Below are 19,128 nucleotides of genomic sequence, written 5' to 3' on the forward strand. Positions count from 1 at the left end.
GCCGCGTTGCCGGAAGACTCCGGCGTGAGCGGCGATGAAGGCGCGACGGGCGTGTTCTTCGCGCGCGGCGAGGCCGGTTCCGGCATGGCGTTGCGGCTCGAAGGCGCGGACGGGCAGGGCGTGACGGTCACCAAGGTGCCGGAGGCGCTCGACGGCGAGCGGCTGAAGGTCACCGGCGTGGATCATCTGGCACAGGAGGACGCGCGCCGTCTGGCCTGGTCGGGCAAGGGCGAAGCGATCGCGGCGTTGCAGTCGCACACGGCGCTCGACCTGCAGCGCGAAAGCAACGGCGACGTGATGCTGTTGACCACGTTGCGCGTGGATGCGGCGCCCAGCGGCGAGGCCTGGCTGTCGGTCGGCTGCGGCACCGGATGCACTGCACGCGTGGCGCTGGCGCCGACGCTGGCGACGTTGCCGGTGGGCCAGTGGACGCGCGTCGGCGTGCCGCTGAAGTGTCTGGCCAAGGCCGGCGCCGATGTCGCCAAGCTGGATCGTCCGTGGTCCGTCGGTACCGCCGGGACGATGACGATCTCGGTGTCGCGCGTGGCGCTGGGTGCGTTGAACGAGGCCGAGGCCAGCGTCGCATGCCCGGACGCATGACCCTCGCGCATCATCCCCGTGCGATGACGCTGCGTGCGGGCGTCATCGCGCCGGTGACCGTCGTTCATGCCTCGAGGAGGCACGCGGCATGACGATCTGCCGCGCGCTACCGCCGCTTCGGGGGCGCTGCCACCGAGTCACGGATGACCAGCCGATGCGGGACCACGTGGTCCATCAGCACGCGGGTGCTGTCGGTCTTGCGCCGGATGCTGCGCAGCAGGATATCGATGGCCGCATTCGCCATCGACGCGATCGGTTGGTGGATGGTGGTGAGCTCGGGCCACACCGTGGTGGCGGCCGAGGTATCGTCGAAGCCGACCACGGACAGGTCGCGCGGCACGTCCAGGCCCCGGCGGTGCGCCACCGAGATTGCGGCCGCGCCCATGTCGTCGTTGCTGGCGAAGATGGCGGTCGGCGGCTTGCGATGGGCCAACAGCTTCTCGGTAGCCTTCAGTCCGGAGCGGTACGTGTAGTCGCCCTGCTGGACCAGGTCGGTGTCCACGTCCAGACCGGCTTCGTGCAGCGCGGTGACGAATCCGTCGTAGCGGCGCGAGCTGGCACTGAGGTCGCTGCGTCCGCGGATGAAACCGATGCGCTGGTGGCCCTGTTCGATGAGGTGCTCGGCCATCTCCCTGCCGGCGCGGAAGTCGTCGATCCGGACACAGGAAATGTCGTCGCTGAAACGCCCCGATGCGATCGCGACGACGGGGACACCCGCTTTCACCAGTTCGGTCACCGCCGCGCGCGACTCGCACAGCGGGGGAGGCAGGATGACGCCGTCGACGCGCGCGCCCAGCGCACGCGCCGCCTTGCGTTCGGATTCGGTATCCAGGTCGTCCCAGTAGTCGACCACCAGCTGGACGGCGGTGCGGGACGCTACCCGCAGCAGGCCGACCAGCAGCTCACGCAGGTAGGCGCCACTGGGATTGGTGTAGATGAGGGCGATGCGCGTGTGCTGCGCGGCGGCCAGCGAACTCGCGGCCAGGTTGGGCGTGTAGTCCAGCTCGCGCACGGCGCGCATGACGCGCTCGCGCGTGGCGTCGCGGACCTTGCCCTGGTTGTTGATCACCCGCGAGACGGTCATGGGCGACACGCCGGCCAGCGCGGCCACTTCATCGATCGTCACGCCACTGGTCTTGCGGCGGATCGCCTTCTTCGGCTTGTCCAATACGCGTTCCCTTCTTCCACGGTAGCCATGCGGTGCAGCGCCCCGCCGGTCCGGCAGGAGCGCCAGGGGGGATGATGCCGCTGCCCGCGCCCGCCTGTCCGCTGGACAGTGGAATGTTAACGCTAACCCCGGTATCGGGCGACCGCCGCCGCGGATGGCGGTTTGCGGTCGTGCTGGTCCTGCTTGGCCTCGCTGGCAACGCCTGCGCGGAAGACGGGTATGCGCTGTGGATGCGCTACGTGCTGGTCGACCAGGGCGTGGCGCACGACTACCGCGCGCGATTCGGGGAACTCGTCGCGCCCGATGCCACGGCCACGCAGCGCGCCGCGCGCGACGAAGTGGAGCGGGGCCTGTCGGGGCTGCTGGGCAACGCCCCGGTGCGACGGCCGGCCCCCGAGGGCAAGCGGGCATTGATCCTGGGCACGCCGCGGTCGTCGCCCCTGATCGCACCGCTACGTGGAGAACTGGAGGCCCTGGGGCAGGAAGGTTACCTGCTGCGCGAAACGCAGGTCGGCGGCCGCACGCTGATGCTGGTCGCGGCCCGCGAGGACATCGGTGTGCTGTACGGCGTCTTCCATCTGTTGCGCCTGCTGCAGACCGGCATGTCGCTGGACGCACTGGAAGTGCGCGAGTCGCCCGCGGTCGCGCGCCGCGTGCTCAACCACTGGGACAACCTGGATGGCTACGTGGAGCGCGGCTACGCGGGAGGTTCGCTGTGGGACTGGCACACCCTGCCTGACTGGCAGGATCCGCGCTACGTCGACTATGCGCGCGCCAATGCATCGGTGGGCATCAACGGGACGGTCCTCAACAACGTCAATGCCCAGGCGTTGAGCCTCTCGCGCGAGTACCTGCGCAAGGCGGCGGCGCTCGCGGACGTGTTCCGTCCATACGGCCTGCGTGTCTACCTGAGCGCGCGTTTCAGTGCGCCGATCGAACTGGGTGGCCTGGCCACCGCGGATCCGCTCGACCCCGGCGTGCAGCGCTGGTGGCGCGACAAGGCGGACGAGATCTACGCGCTCATTCCCGATTTCGGTGGCTTCCTGGTCAAGGCCAACTCGGAAGGGCAGCCGGGTCCGCAGGACTATGGGCGTTCGCATGCCGAGGGGGCGAACCTGCTGGCCGACGCATTGGCGCCGCACGACGGCGTGGTGATGTGGCGCGCCTTCGTCTACGCGCACGACGTGCCCGAGGATCGCGCCAAGCAGGCCTACAACGAGTTCGTCGGCCTGGACGGTGCGTTCCGCCGCAACGTGTTGCTGCAGGTGAAGAACGGACCGATCGACTTCCAGCCGCGCGAGCCGTTCCACCCGTTGTTCGGCGCGATGCCACGCACGCCGTTGATGATGGAATTCCAGATCACCAAGGAATACCTCGGCTTCGCGACGCACCTGGTCTACCTGGGGCCGCTGTATGAAGAGGTCCTGCGCGCCGATACGCGGGCGCGCGGCCCGGGTTCCACCGTTGCCCGGGTCGTCGACGGCTCGCTGGACGGACACGCGCTGACCGGCATGGCGGGCGTGGCCAACATCGGCGACGACCGCACCTGGAGCGGTTCGCATTTCGACTCGGCGAACTGGTATGCATTCGGCCGGCTCGCGTGGAACCCCATGCAGTCTTCGCGCGACATCGCCGCCGACTGGGTCGCCATGACGTTCTCTCCGGCGCAGGAGGTGGTGCGGCCGGTGGTGGACATGATGATGGCCTCGCGCGAAACGGCGGTCGATTACATGACGCCGCTGGGGCTACATCACGTGATGGCGCGCGGGCATCACTATGGCCCGGGTCCGTGGGTCGACGGCGGTCCGCGGGCCGACTGGACCTCGGTGTACTACCACCGTGCGGACCGCAACGGCATCGGATTCGATCGCACCGCGTCGGGCAGCGATGCGGTGTCGCAGTACGCAGCGGTCGTCGCACGCGGGTTCAACGACGTGGAACGCGTGCCGGAGCCGCTGCTGCTGTGGTTCCACCATGTGCGGTGGGATCGCCGCCTGCGCTCAGGCAGGCCGCTCTGGGACGAGCTGGTCCATCGCTACACGCGTGGCGTGCGGAACGTCGAGGCGATGCAGGCCACGTGGCAGCGCCTGGAGGGCAGGGTGGATGCGCCGCGCCATCGTCAGGTCGCCGCCTTCCTGCGCATCCAGCGCAACGAGGCGCAGTGGTGGCGCGATGCCAGTGTGGCGTACTTCCAGTCGCTCAACGGCCTTGCACTGCCGGCGGGCGAACAGCCGCCGCCGCATCCGCTGGCGTACTACCAGGCATTGCAGTTCCCGTTCGCACCGGGAGACGGACGATGAGGCTCCTGCTCCCGGGCCTCCTGGTCATCGCATCGTGGTGCGTTGCCGCGTCGCCGCCGGCACGCGGGCAGGCGGCAGGCATGAAGCCGCTGCTGCATCCCCTGTTCCAGGATCACGCCGTCCTGCAGCGCGACGTGCCGATCCGCGTGTGGGGTCAGGCGCGGGCGGGCGAAGCGGTCTCCGTGTCCTTCGCTCGCCAGACCGTCACCACCCGCGCCGATGCCGAGGGCCGGTGGAGCGCGCGCCTGCGTCCTCTGGCGGCCGGGGGCCCTTACGAACTGGTGGCCAGGGCAGGGCAGGTCACGCAGCGGGTGCGTGACGTGCAGCTGGGTGACGTGTGGCTGTGCTCGGGCCAGTCGAACATGGAGCTGCCGGTCTGGCGCGCGCTAGACGCGAACGGCGAGATCGCGTCGGGCGCCTATCCGCGCATCCGCCTGTTCAACGTCCCGCAGTCCGCAGCGGTGGTGCCGCAGTCGTCGTTCCAGGGCCGCGCGGCGTGGACCCCTGCCTCGCCGGAGACGGTGCGCGATTTCTCGGCGGCTTGCCTCTATTTCGCGCGCGAGTTGCAGAAGACGGTCGATGTGCCGGTGGGGCTGATCCAGGCGGCCTGGGGTGGATCGCGGATCGAAGCATGGATCGGCGCGTCCGCCCTTCGCGCCGGCGGCGGCCGGGACGAAGCGCTCGACGTGCTCGCGACCTATGCCGACGATCCCGCTGCGGCGCTCGCGCAGTGGGGCAGGCAGTGGGAGCGCTGGTGGACGAAGCGTCCGCACGCCGTTCCCGGCGACATGCCCTGGCAGCCCGGCGCGAGCGCCGGCGACTGGCACGATGCTCCTGTATCGCTGGGCGCGTGGGAGCGATGGAACGTGGCCGCACTCGCGGACTACAACGGCATGGTCTGGTACCGCACGCAGGTCACGCTCACGGCGGCGCAAGCGGTCGCCAGCTCGACGCTGGAACTGGCGCCGGCCGACGAGACCGACATGACCTGGGTGAACGGCGTGGCGGTGGGCAGTCGCTACGGCGCAGGCGAACCGCGCCGTTACCCGCTGCCGGCCGGGCTGTTGAAGTCCGGCATCAACACGGTGGTGGTCAACGTGCTGGACACCTATCGCGACGGCGGGCTGGCCGGACCGGCGGACGCGCAGGCCCTGCGCTTTTCGGATGGCACACGCGTCGTGCTGGACACACCCTGGCAGTACCGCATTGCGCCGTCGGACACGTCGCCGCCTGGCGCACCCTGGCAGGCGGCCACGGGCCTGTCGACGCTGTACAACGGCATGATCGCGCCGCTGCATGATTACGGTGTGCGCGGCGTGCTCTGGTACCAGGGCGAGTCCAATACCGGTGAGGCCGCCGCATATGCGCCGTTGCTCCGCCTGCTGCGTGACGACTGGCGGCGCCGGTTCGGACCGCAGACGCCCTTTCTCGTCGTGCAGCTGGCGGGCTATGGCATGCCGCCGTCCTCACCCGTGGAAAGCGGTTGGGCCGAGCTGCGCGACGCGCAACGCCAGGTCGCCGCGGAAGATGCGCACTCCGGCCTCGCGGTCGCCATCGACATCGGCGATGCGTACGACATCCATCCGCCGAACAAGCAGGAACTCGGCCGGCGTCTCGCGCGCCTGGCTCGCCACGTGGTCTATGGCGAACGCACGCTTGCACCGTCCGGTCCCGTCGCACGTGCGGTGTCGCGCACGCCGGACGGCGTCGGCATCGCGTTCGACGGCATCACCGGCACGCTGGCGACGACCGGCTCTGATCATCCCATCGGCTTCGAGCTCTGCGATGCCACGCAGCGCTGCCGCTACGCCGATGCGCGCATCGAAGCCCGGCAGGTCGTACTGCGCGACCCCGCGGTCGCTGACGCCACCCGCGTGCGCTACTGCTGGGCCGATGGCCCGGTATGCACGCTTCGCGACACCGCCGGACTGCCGGCCGGTCCTTTCGAACTTCCCATCCCCGCTGTCGAGGCGCCCCGATGACACCGCTCTCTCCGCGAAACCTCCAGGATGCCCGTACGCACACGTGCCGCGTCCCAGCATCCCGCAACGCCGTAGGCAGCCTGCTGGCCATCGCGCTCATGCTGCTGGCCGCCACCGGCAACGCACAGACAACCAAGGAGGCGCCGCCGGTCTATTTCGACTGGTTCGAATACACCGGCCGCGATACGGCCTTCGAAGCGCCATTGCCCGCCGGCCACTACCGCAATCCCGTGCTGGCGGGCTTCCATGCCGACCCCAGCATCGTCGCCGCCAACGGGAGGTTCTACCTGGTGAATTCCAGCTTCACCTACTTTCCGGGCATCCCCGTGTTCGAAAGCACGGACCTGGTGCACTGGAAGCAGATCGGCAACGTCATCGACCGTCCCACGCAGCTGGATTTCGACGGCCTGAGCGTGTCGCGCGGCATCTTCGCGCCGACCATCGAGTTCCACGAGGGCACCTTCTACGTGGTCACCACCGCGACCGACAGCGGCGGCAACTTCATCAGCACGGCGCGCGATCCGGCCGGTCCGTGGTCCGATCCGCACTGGCTGCCGACCATTGGCGGCATCGATCCGTCGCTGTTCTTCGACCACGACGGCAAGGTCTACCTGCTCAACAACGACGAACCACCGGGTCCGGCGCGTTATGACGGACACCGTGCGATCTGGATGCAGCAGATCGACCTGGCGCGCTTCCAGCCGGTCGGTCCCCGCAAGGTGCTGATCGATGGCGGCGTGGAGCCGGAGAAGAATCCGATCTGGATCGAGGGTCCGCATATCTACAAGCGGGACGGCTGGTACTACCTGTCCGACGCGGAGGGCGGCACCGGACCGCAGCATTCGCAGGTGGTGCTGCGCAGCCGCGACGTGTGGGGTCCCTATGTGCCTTACGCGGGCAATCCCATCCTGACCCAGCGCGATTTGCCTGTGGATCGTCCACTGCCCATCACGAATGCCGGCCATGCCGACCTGGTGGAGGGGCCCGATGGATCGTGGTGGGCGGTGTTCCTGGCGAGCCGCAACTACCAGCGCCGCCACTACAACACCGGTCGCGAAACGTACCTGCTGCCCGTGCAGTGGCGCGATGGCTGGCCGGAGATCCTGCCTGCCGACCAGGTCATCCCCTATGTGGTGAAGGCTCCCTCGTGGATGCAGGGCGAAGCGACGCAGGCGCCGTCCACCGGCAATTTCTCCCATCGCGATGAATTCGATGCGCCGTCGCTGGCACCGGAGTGGCTGCGCGTGCGCGTGCCCAAGTCCGCATGGGCAGACCTGGCCGCACGTCCCGGTTCCCTCGCTGTCCATCCTCTGACGGAAGGGCTGGAGACGCTGCGCAATCCCGCGTTCCTTGGCCGTCGCCAGCAACACCTGCGCTTCGAGGCCAGCACGGCGATGACGACGCCTGCGCCGGGCGTGGCTGCGGGACTGGCCGCCTTCCAGAGCGAGGCCTACTGGTACTTCCTCGGCGTGCGCCGGCTCGATGGCAACCGTGTGGCGGTATTCCTCGAGGGCCGCGACGGTAGCGGCACCACGCGCACGCTGGCGACGCGCGACGTGGCGGCGACCGATGCCCTCCGCCTTAGGATCGAGGGCGACGAGGGCGACTACGGTTTCGCGTTCGACACGGGCGACGGCCGCGGTTGGCAGACGTTGGCCAGCAAGGTCGATGGCACCGTACTGAGTACCGATCGCGCTGGCGGCTTCGTCGGTGCCCTGCTGGGTCCGTTCGCGCGCGACGAGCGCGCTTCGAGGAGCGAATGATGACGACGATGCCTTCCGTTTCCCGTGTCCGGCGCATCGCGCCCGGGCTGTGCGCGCTGGTGCTGTGCGTGGCCACGTGGACCTTGCCGTCCGCGCAGGCGGCCGATGCGAAACCCTGGCTCGATACGTCGCGCACGTTCGAGGCGCGCGCCGCCTCGCTGGTCGCGCAGATGACGCTGGAGGAAAAGGCGGCGCAGATGCAGAACGCCGCGCCTGCGATCGAGCGTCTGGGGATTCCCGCCTACGACTGGTGGAACGAGGCGCTGCATGGCGTGGCACGCGCCGGCCAGGCGACGGTGTTTCCCCAGGCCATCGGACTGGCGGCCACGTTCGACGTGCCGCTGATGGGCGAGATCGCGACCACCATCAGCGACGAAGCGCGCGCCAAGCACCATCAGTTCGTCCGCGATGGCCAGCATGGCCGCTACCAGGGCCTGACGTTCTGGTCGCCGAACATCAACATCTTCCGCGATCCGCGCTGGGGCAGGGGACAGGAGACCTACGGCGAAGATCCCTACCTGACATCGCGCATGGGCGTGGCGTTCGTGCGCGGCCTGCAGGGCGACGATCCGACCTACCGCAAGCTGGATGCGACCGCCAAGCACCTCGCCGTGCACAGCGGCCCCGAGGCCGACCGCCACCACTTCGACGCGAAGCCGAGCAAGCGCGACCTGTACGACACCTACCTGCCCGCGTTCGAAGCACTGGTGAAAGAGGGCGATGTCGATGCCGTGATGGGTGCCTACAACCGCGTCTACGGCGAATCCGCCAGTGCCAGCAGGTTCCTGCTGCGCGACGTGCTGCGGCGCGACTGGGGCTTCAAGGGTTACGTGGTGTCGGACTGCTGGGCCATCGTCGACATCTGGAAGAACCACAAGATCGTCGCCACCCGCGAGCAGGCCGCGGCGCTGGCGGTGAAGAACGGCACCGAGCTGGAATGCGGCGAGGAATACGCCACGCTGCCTGCCGCGGTGCGCCAGGGCCTGATCAGCGAAGCCGAGATCGACGACGCGGTGACGCGGTTGTTCGCCGCGCGGATGCGGTTGGGCATGTTCGATCCGCCCGAGCGCGTCCGGTGGGCACGCATCCCGTACGGCGTGAACCAGGCGCCTGCGCACGATGCGCTGGCATTGAAGGCCGCGCGCGAATCGCTGGTACTGCTGAAGAACGACGGCATCCTGCCGCTGTCGCGCAGCCTGAAACGCATCGCCGTGATCGGGCCGACCGCCGACGACACCATGGCGCTGCTCGGCAATTACTTCGGTACGCCGGCTGCGCCGGTGACGATCCTGCAAGGCGTCCGGGATGCCGCCAAGGGCATCGAGGTGAGCTATGCGCGTGGCGTGGACCTGGTGGAAGGTCGCGACGATCCGGCAGCGACGCCGCTGATCGAAGCGGCCTACCTGCGGCCGTCCGCCGACTCTCCGGAGCGCGGTTTGCGCGGCGAGTACTTCCGCACCCAGGATCTGTCCGGCTCGCCGGCGCTGGTACGCACCGATGCGCAGATCGGCTTCCGCTGGGATCGTGGTTCGCCGACCGACAACCTGCAGGCGCGAGGCGAGGCGGGCCCGGGGCAGGGCGTGCCGAACGACCGCTTCAGCATCCGCTGGAGTGGCCAGCTGCTGCCGCCGGTGTCCGGCAGGTACCGGATCGAAGCCGCGGCCGACGACGGCTTCCGCCTGTACGTGGACGGCCGGCGCGTGCTCGACCACTGGACCGACAGCGACCGCCTGCGCAGCGACGGCGTGGAACTCGACCTGCAGGCCGGGCGGGCGTACGACCTGCGGCTGGAGTACTACGATGCCGAGCGCGATGCGGGCGTGCGCCTGGCCTGGCGCATGCCGGGTGCGAAGCCGCCGTTCGAGGAGGCGATCGACGTCGCCCGCAACGCCGATGTGGTGGTATTCGTCGGCGGCCTGACCGGCGATGTGGAAGGCGAGGAGATGACGGTCAACTACCCGGGCTTCGCAGGCGGCGATCGCACCGACCTGCGCCTGCCCGCCACGCAACGTGCCCTGCTCGAAGCGCTGCACGCCACCGGCAAGCCGGTCGTGCTGGTGCTGACCGGCGGCTCCGCGCTGGCGGTGGACTGGGCGCAGGAGAACCTGCCGGCGATCCTGATGTCGTGGTATCCGGGACAGCGCGGCGGTACCGCGGTCGGGGAGACCCTGTTCGGCGATGCCAACCCGGGCGGCCGCCTGCCGGTGACGTTCTACACCGCCGGCCAGCCGATGCCGGCCTTCGACGACTACACGATGGAAGGCCGCACCTACCGCTACTTCCGCGGCACGCCGCTGTATCCGTTCGGGCACGGCCTGTCGTACACCCGTTTCGACTATGGCGAGTTGCGTACGGACGCGCCCACCGTCTCGCCGGATGGTCGCCTGCGCGTGCAGGTGGAGGTGGCGAATGCCGGCAAGCGCGCCGGCGATGAAGTGGTGCAGCTGTACGTGCGTCCGCTGCAGGCCGCGGCCGGCGGTGCGCAGCAGGAACTGCGCGGCTTCCAGCGCATCCACCTGGCCCCCGGTGAGCGGCGTACCGTGACATTCGAGCTGTCGCCGCACCAGGCGTTGCGCCGTTACGACGAAGCGCGTGGCGCCTATGTCGTGCCGCCGGGGCGCTACGAACTGCGCGTGGGCGCGTCCAGCGCCGATGTCCGTGCACGCGTGCCCTTCGAGGTGACGGCGCGATGACCGACACCTGCCGCATCCCGCACGCCTTCCTTCCACGACGTCCAGGACAGCCGACGCATGGCCAGCACTGACCACACGCTCACGATCCGGGAAAAGCTGGGCTACAGCCTGGGCGACCTGGCGGCGAACCTGATCTTCCAGACGCTGATCACGTACCTGGCCTTCTTCTACACCGACGTGTACCGCCTGCCGCCGGCGACGGCGGCGACGATCATCTTCGTCGTAGGCCTGCTCGGCGCCTTCGTGTTCACGCCGCTGATCGGCATCGCTGCGGACCGCACGTCGACGCGGTGGGGCAGGTTCCGCCCCTGGATCCTGTGGACGGCGATCCCGTTCGGCGTGCTGTCGCTGCTGGCCTTCAGCACGCCGGACTTCAGCGAGCGGGGCAAGGTCGCCTACGCGCTGCTGACCTACAGCCTGCTGGTGCTGGTCTACGCGGCGAACAACCTGCCGTACTCGGCGCTGAGCGGCGTGCTGACCGGCAGCATGGCCCAGCGCAACAGCCTGTCGGCGTACCGCTTCGTGGCCGTGATGATCGCGCAGTTCATCATCCAGGTACTGCTGATGCCGCTGGTGCTGATCCTGGGCGACGGCGACCGCGTGCTCGGCTTCGAGCGCGTGATGACCGTGTTCGCGGTGGTCGGCACGGTCTTCTTCCTGATCACCTTCGCGACCACGCGCGAACGCATCGTGCCGACGAAGGAGCAGTCCGCCGGGGTGATGCAGGACCTCGCCGATCTGGTACGCAACCGGCCGTGGCAGGTGATGCTGGCGCTGACGGTGCTGGTGTTCATCAACCTCGCGCTGAAAGGCGGCACCTACATCTACTACTTCCAGTACTACATGAGCGAGGCGGCGTTGTCGGGCTTCCTCGACAACTCGGGTTTCAACGGCTTCATCGCGGCGCTGAACGCCGCGCTCACCGGCCTGGGGCTGTCGGGCTTCACCTGGCCCGAGGATCCGGCCACGTCGGCGTTCAGCCTGTTCAACGGCAGCGGCATCCTGTGCATGATCCTCGGCATCGGCGTGTCGCGCCGCCTGGCCGACCGTTTCGGCAAGCGCGATGTCTTCGGTGGCGCACTGTTCGTGTCGACGCTGTTCCTGCTGGTGTTCTACGTCTTCCCGCCCACCGCGGTGGCACTGGCATTCGGTGCCTTCATGCTCCACGGATTCTGCTACGGCATCACCATCCCGCTGCTGTGGGCGATGATCGCCGACGTCGCCGACTACTCCGAGTGGAAAAACCATCGTCGGGCCACCGCCATCATCTTCTCCGCCATGCTGTGCGGACTGAAGATCGGCCTCAGCGTGGGCGGCGCGCTGGTCGCCGGCATCCTCGCGCACTACGGCTACCAGGCCGGTGCCGCCACGCAGCCCGACGCGGTCGTCGACGGCATCCGGCTGACCGTCAGCGTCTATTGCTCCGTCCCGTTCCTGGTGGCGGTGGCGCTGCTCTTCGTGTACCGGATCGACAAGGGGATGGAGACGCGCATCGAACACGACCTCGAACAGCGTCGCCGCGCAGCGGGCGCAGCCGCATGACCCACACCCCACTGCCCATGAACGAAACCTCCCTGCACGACGACGCGCCGGCGCCCGACGGCACGCTCGAGCGACTGAAGGCGCGTGCGATCTCCCAGCCGCTGGTGACCCACATCTACACGGCCGATCCTTCGGCGCACGTGTTCGAAGGATGCCTGTACATCTATCCCTCCCACGACATCGACGGCGGTGGCGCCTTCGACGACGAAGGGGGCCACTTCGGCATGGAGGACTACCACGTGCTGCGGATGGACTCGCCGGAAGGCGAGGCCACCGACTGCGGCGTAGCGCTGCATGTGCGCGATGTGCCCTGGGCCGACAGGCAGATGTGGGCGCCCGACGCCGCACATCGCGATGGGCGCTACTACCTCTATTTCCCCGCCAAGGACGGCGGCGGCCTGTTCCGCATCGGCGTGGCGGTATCGGAGACGCCGGAAGGGCCATTCACCGCTGAACCCGCGCCCATCGACGGGGCGTACTCCATCGATCCGGCCGTTTTCGAGGACGACGACGGAACGCACTACCTGTACTTCGGTGGCATCTGGGGCGGCCAGTTGCAGAAGTACCGCGACAACCGGCATGACGCGGCGAACGAGGAGCCGGTGGGCGAGGCGCCGGCGCTGGGGCCGCGCGTCGGCCGGCTCGATGCGGGCATGACGTCGCTCGCCGAGCCGACGCGCGAGATCGTGATCCTGGACGAGCAGGGACGTCCGCTGCGTGCCGACGACCATGCGCGCCGGTTCTTCGAAGGCCCCTGGGTACACAAGCACGGCGGCCGCTACTACCTGTCGTATTCCACCGGTAACACTCACCTGCTGTGCTATGCGGTTGGCGACAGTCCGTATGGCCCGTTCACGTACGGCGGCGTGATCCTCACGCCGGTGGTCGGCTGGACCACCCATCATTCGATCTGCGCGTTCGAGGGCCAGTGGTATCTGTTCTACCACGATGCCCTGATGTCGGGCGGGGTGACGCACCTGCGTTCCACCAAGTGCACACGGTTGCACCACGAGGCGGATGGCAGCATCCGCACCATCGATCCCTATGGCGGCTGACCCGCCGTCGCCGCGCGACGATGCGCTGGCGCCGTTGCGTGCCGGGACGCTGCACTGGTTGCGTACGGAGCGCCTGCAGGTGGCGTTAGCGCCGGACGCCGGCGGTCGCGTGGCGCAGATCCGCTTCGATGGGACGGAATGGTTGATCGGCCCGGACGACGGCTGGCCCGCGACCATCGCATGGGGCTGCTATCCGATGGTGCCGTGGGCGGGTCGCCTGCGCGCGGGACGCTTCGCGTTCGGCGGCGCGGTGCACAGGTTGCCGGTGAACTTCGGCGTGCATGCGATCCACGGCGTCGGATTCTCGCGGCCGTGGCAGGTCGATGTGCTCGAGGCGGACAGCGCACAACTGTCGCTCATGCTTCCCCAGGACGGGTACTGGCCGTTCGGCGGCACGGCGACGCAGGCGCTGCGCGTGGAGGGCGACCGGCTGCTGCTTGAACTCGCGGTGCGTGCGGGGACGCAGGCCATGCCGGTCGCACTCGGATGGCACCCATGGTTCCGAAAACCCGACAGACTGGTGTTCAGCCCGGACGCCATGTATCCGCGCGACGCCGACGGCATCGCCACGTTGCCGCGCACGCCGCCCAGCGCCGGTCCGTGGGATGACTGCTTCGTCGCCAGTGGCGACATCGCCCTGCAGCGAGGCGATCAGCTGCTGCGCCTGAAGGCCGACACCGATCACTGGGTGGTCTACGACGGTGCCGCGCATTCCACCTGCGTCGAACCGCAGACCGGCCCGCCCGATGCCTTCACGCTTGCGCCGCGCGTGCTGTCGCCTGGTGAGAGAGCGTCGTTGTCATTCGAGCTCGCCTGGGAGCGCGGCAAGGGGAGGGCGGAATGATTCCTCATTTGCAGGGGATCGCTCGACGGACGGCCTCCGCCATCGTGATGCGCGCACTGAAAGTCTGCTGCATCGCGTTCACCGTAGTGACGTGTGCCTTCATCGTGCCTGTCCATGCCCAGGACGACGCGATGACCCCCATCGCCGCGCCGCCGCAGCCGAACGCCGTTCAACTTGGTCCGCCACGCGACGCGGACAGCAAGGTGACCGAAGCCTGGCACCTGCAGTACGGCAGCGTGTTCGTGCGCAACGTCGACCGCGCCACCCTCACGCCGTTCCTGCCGGATCCGGCGAAAGCGACCGGCACGGCCGTGATCGTGGCGCCGGGTGGCGGATTCCGCTCGTTGTCGATGCAGAACGAAGGATGGGAGGTTGCGCGCGCCCTCGCGGACCGGGGTGTCGCCGCCTTCGTGCTGAAGTACCGGCTGCAGCGGACACCCGACGATCTCGATGGCTTCGCGCGATCGATGCAGGCGATGCTGGCCGGCCCCGTGCCCGCGTACCGCGTGGATCCGCTCGCGTCGATACCGCAGATCGCGCCGCAGATCGCCGACGCGCGCGCCGCGTTCGCGCTGGTGCGCAGTCGCGCCCGTGAGTGGGGCGTGGACCCGCATCGCATCGGCATGGTCGGCTTCTCCGCCGGCGCCATGCTGACGCTGGCGACGACGCTGGCTGGCGACGACGCCGACCCTGCCTTCATCGGCATGATCTACGGGCCGTTGGCCGCGATCGACGTGCCCACGGATGCGCCACCGCTGTTCGTCGCGATCGCGGCCGACGATGGCCTGTTCGCCGATGGCGGTTTCGGGTTGGTCGAAGCGTGGCGCTCGGCACGGCGCCCGGTGGAATTCCACTTCTACGAACAGGGCGGCCATGGGTTCGGCATGTACGCCAAGCCGACGACGAGCACGGGCTGGTTCGAGGCGTTCGCCGCCTGGATGGCAATGCACGGCTGGCTGGCGCGCATGGGGCAGGGCGCAGAACCCGCCACGCAGGAGAACACACGATGAGGATCGGCCACTTCGCATGCATGCCGCTGTTGGCGACGCTGTTGGCGCTTCCTCTGTCGGCGCAGCCGGCCGGTGAGCGCGCGCCGGCCGTGACGCCACGCTCGAATCCGCTGATACGCGACAAGTTCACCGCCGATCCGGCGCCACTCGTGGTCGGCGACCGCCTCTATCTCTACGTCGGGCACGATCAAGCGCAGCGCGACGAGATGTTCAACATGCGCGAGTGGCTGGTGTATTCGACGACGGACATGGCAACGTGGGTCGACCACGGCCCGATCATGAAGGTGGCCGATTTCGCCTGGGCCAAGGCGGACGCGTGGGCCTCGCAGGTGATCGAGAAGGACGGACGCTTCTGGTTCTACGCAGCGGTCGAGCATGATGATGGACATCCGGGCAAGGCCATCGCGGTGGCGGTGTCCGACACGCCGACCGGCCCTTTCGTCGACGCGAAGGGCGCGGCGTTGATCACCAACGAAATGACGCCCAGGGGCACGCACCGCTGGGAGGACATCGACCCGACGGTCTTCACCGACGACGATGGCACGACCTGGATCGCCTGGGGCAATAGGCAGTGCTACATCGCACGGCTCAAGCCGAACATGATCGAGCTCGACGGCCCGATCACCGAGATCACGCCGCCGCACTTCGAAGAAGGTCCGTGGCTGCACAAGCGCGGGGATCTCTACTACCTGACGTACGCATCGCTGGACCGTGCCACGCACCGGGATGAAAAAGTGTCCTATGCGACGGCGACCTCGCTGGCCGGTCCGTGGACGTACCGCGGCGAGCTGACAGGCTCAGGCAGGTACAGCTTCACGATCCATCCGGGCATCGCCGAGTTCAAGGGCCGCTGGTACCTGTTCCTGCACAACGCCGCACTCGCCATCGGCGACCAGAACGGCGCGATCGGGCGGCGTGCGGTCACGGTCGAGCATCTGCAGTACAACCCGGATGGGACGATGAAGCCGGTCGCGCAGACGGAGGCGGGGATATCGGTTGTTCATCGCAGAGAACTGCGTAGCCGTTAAGTAGTTGATTCATGGTGCGCTTTGGCGCACCAGCACGACAGGGTTTGCAATGACCATTGCAAACAATGTGGGACTGCTCGGGACCAACGAAGACATTCCTACCGCTCTGGTGCCCATCGCAGAGATTATCGGTTTGCCGAGCGCCTGCCTTTCTAACCAGCAGGCTGGTCTCCAAACCAGAGGAAGTCCAATCGGCTTCGCTGCCCCCTTCTGCGAATGAAGACAACCGGCTTCCAGCCCACTGCTCTCGGTGGCGTATGGGGGGACTCGATTTTGGCCAGGGCGTGATAAGCCGCGGTCGCGTACCCTCGAAACAATACTCGCCCGTAGGCACGAATGTAGTCGTCGAGTCGCTCGGTGTCCGCATGGGCCATCGTCAGGCAGACCTGCTGGAGAATGGCTTGAACGGGCCGAGAAAGGATGCGGCCGTCAAAATAGAGCTTGTCCCTGACGCTATACGCTCTCAGCAGAACGACGGAGGGGCGGGGCTGCCAATCCTCATACTCGGATGTACCGTCGATCCCCAGGCAGATTCGCTCGCGCTCAGAGAAGCTACTGGCCGGAAACTTGGAAGCCACACAGCGGGACACCCGCTTCATGGGCAGTTCGAAGGAAAGCGGTAGCTCTAAGAAGAGATCCTTGGCTCTACCTGTGTCACTTGCTATCCGTAAGAGGTTAGCCTGCTCAGCTTTCTCGGTTCTCTTAGCTTGATGTTGAACGGTCGACCGTCGGGTCAGGATCTCCGTTGCTGTCGCTGAAGGGTGGCGCCAGGGGAGCTTGATCTTGAAAAGCTCCATCGCCGCGTCCTCCCAGAGGGGTACGTCCTGCTCCAATCCGAATACGTCTCGCTGGCTACGGCTTTCGCGGGCCCACTTCAGATACCGCCCCACATGCCTGGTTCTGGCATTAATCAGCCGCGCTGGTTCCTGGAGCAGTTGCCGGTCATCCACAAAGTCCATTCCGCACGTGCACACTAGAGGCGATGCGTCGGGCCGAATGCTCTTCCAGAGGGGCGCGGCGCAGGTAAGGCAGCGTGATATCAGTCGGACGTCATGCCAGGGACAGCGATTGACCCAAGGCATTTGAAACAGCAGCGAGTGATATCCCGTCTGAAGGCATTCGGGACATGCAGTCAATGTTGTGCGCCAGTGGATATGCGCATTACCGAATGCCTGCCACTGTTCAACATTCCACAAAAGACCCAACGCCGATGCAGATGGCACCGCCTTCAATAGCGACTCAATCAGTTTCCTTGATCGGCATAAGCGCTGGCTCCAGTCTTCGCCATAAGTCAGGCGCACGCCCATAGTGGCAAAGGCGTCCGGTGGGACGAGATAGTTGATCCGTAGGTTCTGAACGACAAATCCAAAAGAAGAGATGCCGGCGAGCTCCCGGACATCGCGATGACCAAGGGTAGGTAGGCTGCTGCAATCAGAGGTCATCACTGAACACCACTTCGCCTGATTCGGCGTTGTATAGGGCCAGATCTGAGAAGCGAACGGCCTCGGCGATGTGCTCAGGCGTCAGTCCGGAAAAGCCAGGGGAGCAGATCACTCGTGTCGAAAGGAAGTATGCGATCAAGCTGGTCGCCTTCATGGGCCAATCATCAAACTGCGATCGGCGAGCGGCCACTCTCTGAATGCAGCCCTCTTCCCATATCCGAGCGCTGTCATTACACATGCGGAATTTGCTCTCATAGATGCTCGGGGCGAGGTGGCGGGGTAAAGAAACGCCGGCCCCCGCTGAATGCTCTACTTCGTCCTCGAATCGTTGTAGAAACACATAGAGGTCGTCTGGGCCACGAATCCCGTGCATGCGGTGGTAGCGCGTCAGATAGCGACTACGAATCTGCGGCGGTACGATGAGTGTGTTGATGCCTTCTTTCTTTCCAGAGGTATGGCCGTCCTGAAATAGAAAAATTCCGAAAAATGAGATTCCGTTCTTGTAAAGAGCTTTGTCGATCGTGGAGATATGGGTGAAAGCATCGGCCTCCAGAAGGTTGGCGTCGTCAAATATCGGCATGAAGCGACGTGCTCCTGTGGGCTGGAGCTGCATCTGGACATTGCTCACAATTCTTTCGAGCTTCTGATCTATGCCCTGCCGAGCAACAGTTCTGACTCCAATTTGCGCGAGGAACCAGTCAAAGACGGCGGCCTCACCACTTCCAACCGTTCGCAGATCGAGATGTTTGGCGACGTATGCAACGTTCTGCCAAGCGTGGTAGGCGCATATGAATGCTGCAAGCGTGCTTTTTCCAAAGCGGGTGGAAGAATGCAAGCCTATCCCGTGGTATTCCGCCTCTATGGCTGATGCAGCCTGCGTAAGCTGATCCTCCATCGCAACGGTCGGGATGATGGGGCGGCCCCCATTGTCGAAGAAGGTGGTCATGTCGGACCTGCCTTCTTGCCAAGGTTCACCCGTCCTGTGAGCGGAACGTACACGTCAGCCAGACGGGAGGCCGGATTGGCGGAGCCAACATTGGATGCGTGCTGCGTAGCCGGCTGTGTAGGCGAGGGGAATGAACCTGCGGCAGCCAACTCCGCACGGTGTTGTGCCAACAAGGTGGCGGCCTCTCGACTTTCCGAGAATTTTTCACTCAAGTAGCGCTTGAGTGCATGGACGGCACAGGCGGCCCCCTTGATATCGAACTTTCCCGAGCGCGACAGACGGTGAATCAGTTTGCGAAGCGCCAAGCTGTGCGGCGTGCGGCTCCATGGTCGCAGGGCTCGAAGTACAACAAACAACTCACCATTATCGTCATACAGGTTGAGGAATCGGGCATCGAGGATGTCGACCGTCGCAGAGTACTTATCTCCCACTAGATCCCATCGACCCTTCAGGGAGATGGAGCGGTATCGCGCATGGCCGAACCTCACGTAGGGTTGACGCTTGCGCTTCTTGGAGCCCGAGATCGTGACCGAGCATGGCAGAGTGGACAGGGTGCGGGCACGCTCCTCGTGATCACGCGTAGCAAACACCCAGCCGCCTGTGCCGACAAATGTTTGAAGCACCTGGATCGGGGAGCGGTTCTGTAATGCGTCCAACTCGGTGGCGTTGGCGCCGCTGCGACGTCCCCCCACTTTCAGTAGCGGGGCGATTTAGAGTCCGGGGTTGATGGTAGCGGATGCCAGTTGCTTCGCGTA

Annotated in this window: 14 protein-coding genes; 10 read left to right on the forward strand and 4 right to left on the reverse strand. The window is 66.7% G+C overall.

The window, feature by feature from the left end; translation table 11 throughout:
* A partial coding sequence (locus Q0907_RS18565) for a putative glycoside hydrolase (RefSeq protein WP_299347466.1) occupies positions 1-600 on the forward strand: 600 nt, incomplete at its 5' end.
* Between the two features lie 106 nt (positions 601-706).
* On the opposite strand, the gene Q0907_RS18570 is transcribed toward Q0907_RS18565, so the two are convergent.
* Positions 707-1,768 carry a LacI family DNA-binding transcriptional regulator gene (locus Q0907_RS18570; protein WP_296281792.1) on the reverse strand — a complete coding sequence of 354 codons (1,062 nt, stop codon included), beginning with the start codon at positions 1,766-1,768 and terminating at the stop codon, positions 707-709.
* A gap of 113 nt (positions 1,769-1,881) precedes the next feature.
* On the opposite strand from Q0907_RS18570, the gene Q0907_RS18575 reads away from it, so the two are divergent.
* From Q0907_RS18575 to Q0907_RS18615, 9 genes are all read left to right on the forward strand, one after another.
* The gene (locus Q0907_RS18575; protein WP_299347468.1) at positions 1,882-4,068 is read left to right on the forward strand and encodes an alpha-glucuronidase family glycosyl hydrolase; all 2,187 of its coding nucleotides are present in this window, start codon (positions 1,882-1,884) and stop codon (positions 4,066-4,068) included.
* 80 nt (positions 4,069-4,148) lie between these two features.
* Positions 4,149-6,050 carry a sialate O-acetylesterase gene (locus Q0907_RS18580; protein ID WP_299347491.1) on the forward strand — a complete coding sequence of 634 codons (1,902 nt, stop codon included), beginning with the start codon at positions 4,149-4,151 and terminating at the stop codon, positions 6,048-6,050.
* Positions 6,051-6,148: 98 nt separating this feature from the next.
* Positions 6,149-7,813, forward strand: a complete 1,665-nt coding sequence (locus Q0907_RS18585; RefSeq protein ID WP_299347471.1) for a glycoside hydrolase family 43 protein — start codon at positions 6,149-6,151, stop codon at positions 7,811-7,813.
* Positions 7,810-10,506 (forward strand): glycoside hydrolase family 3 protein, encoded by a 2,697-nt coding sequence (locus Q0907_RS18590; RefSeq protein ID WP_299347473.1) that lies wholly within the window; start codon positions 7,810-7,812, stop codon positions 10,504-10,506. Before Q0907_RS18585 ends, Q0907_RS18590 begins: the two co-directional genes overlap by 4 nt.
* 57 nt (positions 10,507-10,563) lie before the next feature.
* Entirely contained in the window at positions 10,564-12,048 is a 1,485-nt protein-coding gene (locus Q0907_RS18595) for an MFS transporter (protein WP_299347475.1), read from the forward strand.
* A gap of 17 nt (positions 12,049-12,065) precedes the next feature.
* The gene (locus tag Q0907_RS18600; RefSeq protein WP_299347476.1) at positions 12,066-13,103 is read left to right on the forward strand and encodes a glycoside hydrolase family 43 protein; all 1,038 of its coding nucleotides are present in this window, start codon (positions 12,066-12,068) and stop codon (positions 13,101-13,103) included.
* Positions 13,093-13,947 (forward strand): aldose epimerase, encoded by an 855-nt coding sequence (locus Q0907_RS18605; protein WP_299347478.1) that lies wholly within the window; start codon positions 13,093-13,095, stop codon positions 13,945-13,947. The genes Q0907_RS18600 and Q0907_RS18605 overlap by 11 nt, the downstream gene beginning before the upstream one ends.
* A gap of 47 nt (positions 13,948-13,994) precedes the next feature.
* The gene (locus Q0907_RS18610) at positions 13,995-14,957 is read left to right on the forward strand and encodes an alpha/beta hydrolase (RefSeq protein ID WP_299347480.1); all 963 of its coding nucleotides are present in this window, start codon (positions 13,995-13,997) and stop codon (positions 14,955-14,957) included.
* Positions 14,954-15,985: a glycoside hydrolase family 43 protein gene (locus Q0907_RS18615; protein ID WP_299347483.1), complete on the forward strand. Its 1,032-nt coding sequence runs from the start codon at positions 14,954-14,956 to the stop codon at positions 15,983-15,985. The genes Q0907_RS18610 and Q0907_RS18615 overlap by 4 nt, the downstream gene beginning before the upstream one ends.
* 152 nt (positions 15,986-16,137) lie before the next feature.
* Here the strand turns inward: Q0907_RS18615 and Q0907_RS18620 are convergent, their stop codons facing one another.
* Genes Q0907_RS18620 through Q0907_RS18630 form a run of 3 tightly spaced genes read right to left on the reverse strand, consistent with a single transcriptional unit; the run spans position 16,138 to position 19,029 of the window.
* Positions 16,138-17,427 (reverse strand): hypothetical protein, encoded by a 1,290-nt coding sequence (locus Q0907_RS18620; protein ID WP_299347485.1) that lies wholly within the window; start codon positions 17,425-17,427, stop codon positions 16,138-16,140.
* Positions 17,417-18,373, reverse strand: coding sequence for a hypothetical protein (locus tag Q0907_RS18625; protein WP_299347487.1), 957 nt, complete (start codon positions 18,371-18,373; stop codon positions 17,417-17,419). Before Q0907_RS18625 ends, Q0907_RS18620 begins: the two co-directional genes overlap by 11 nt.
* Positions 18,370-19,029 carry a hypothetical protein gene (locus Q0907_RS18630; RefSeq protein WP_299347489.1) on the reverse strand — a complete coding sequence of 220 codons (660 nt, stop codon included), beginning with the start codon at positions 19,027-19,029 and terminating at the stop codon, positions 18,370-18,372. The genes Q0907_RS18625 and Q0907_RS18630 overlap by 4 nt, the downstream gene beginning before the upstream one ends.
* Between the last annotated feature and the right edge of the window lie 99 nt (positions 19,030-19,128).

It is taken from the genome of uncultured Pseudoxanthomonas sp., assembly GCF_947498795.1.
GTDB lineage: Bacteria > Pseudomonadota > Gammaproteobacteria > Xanthomonadales > Xanthomonadaceae > Pseudoxanthomonas_A.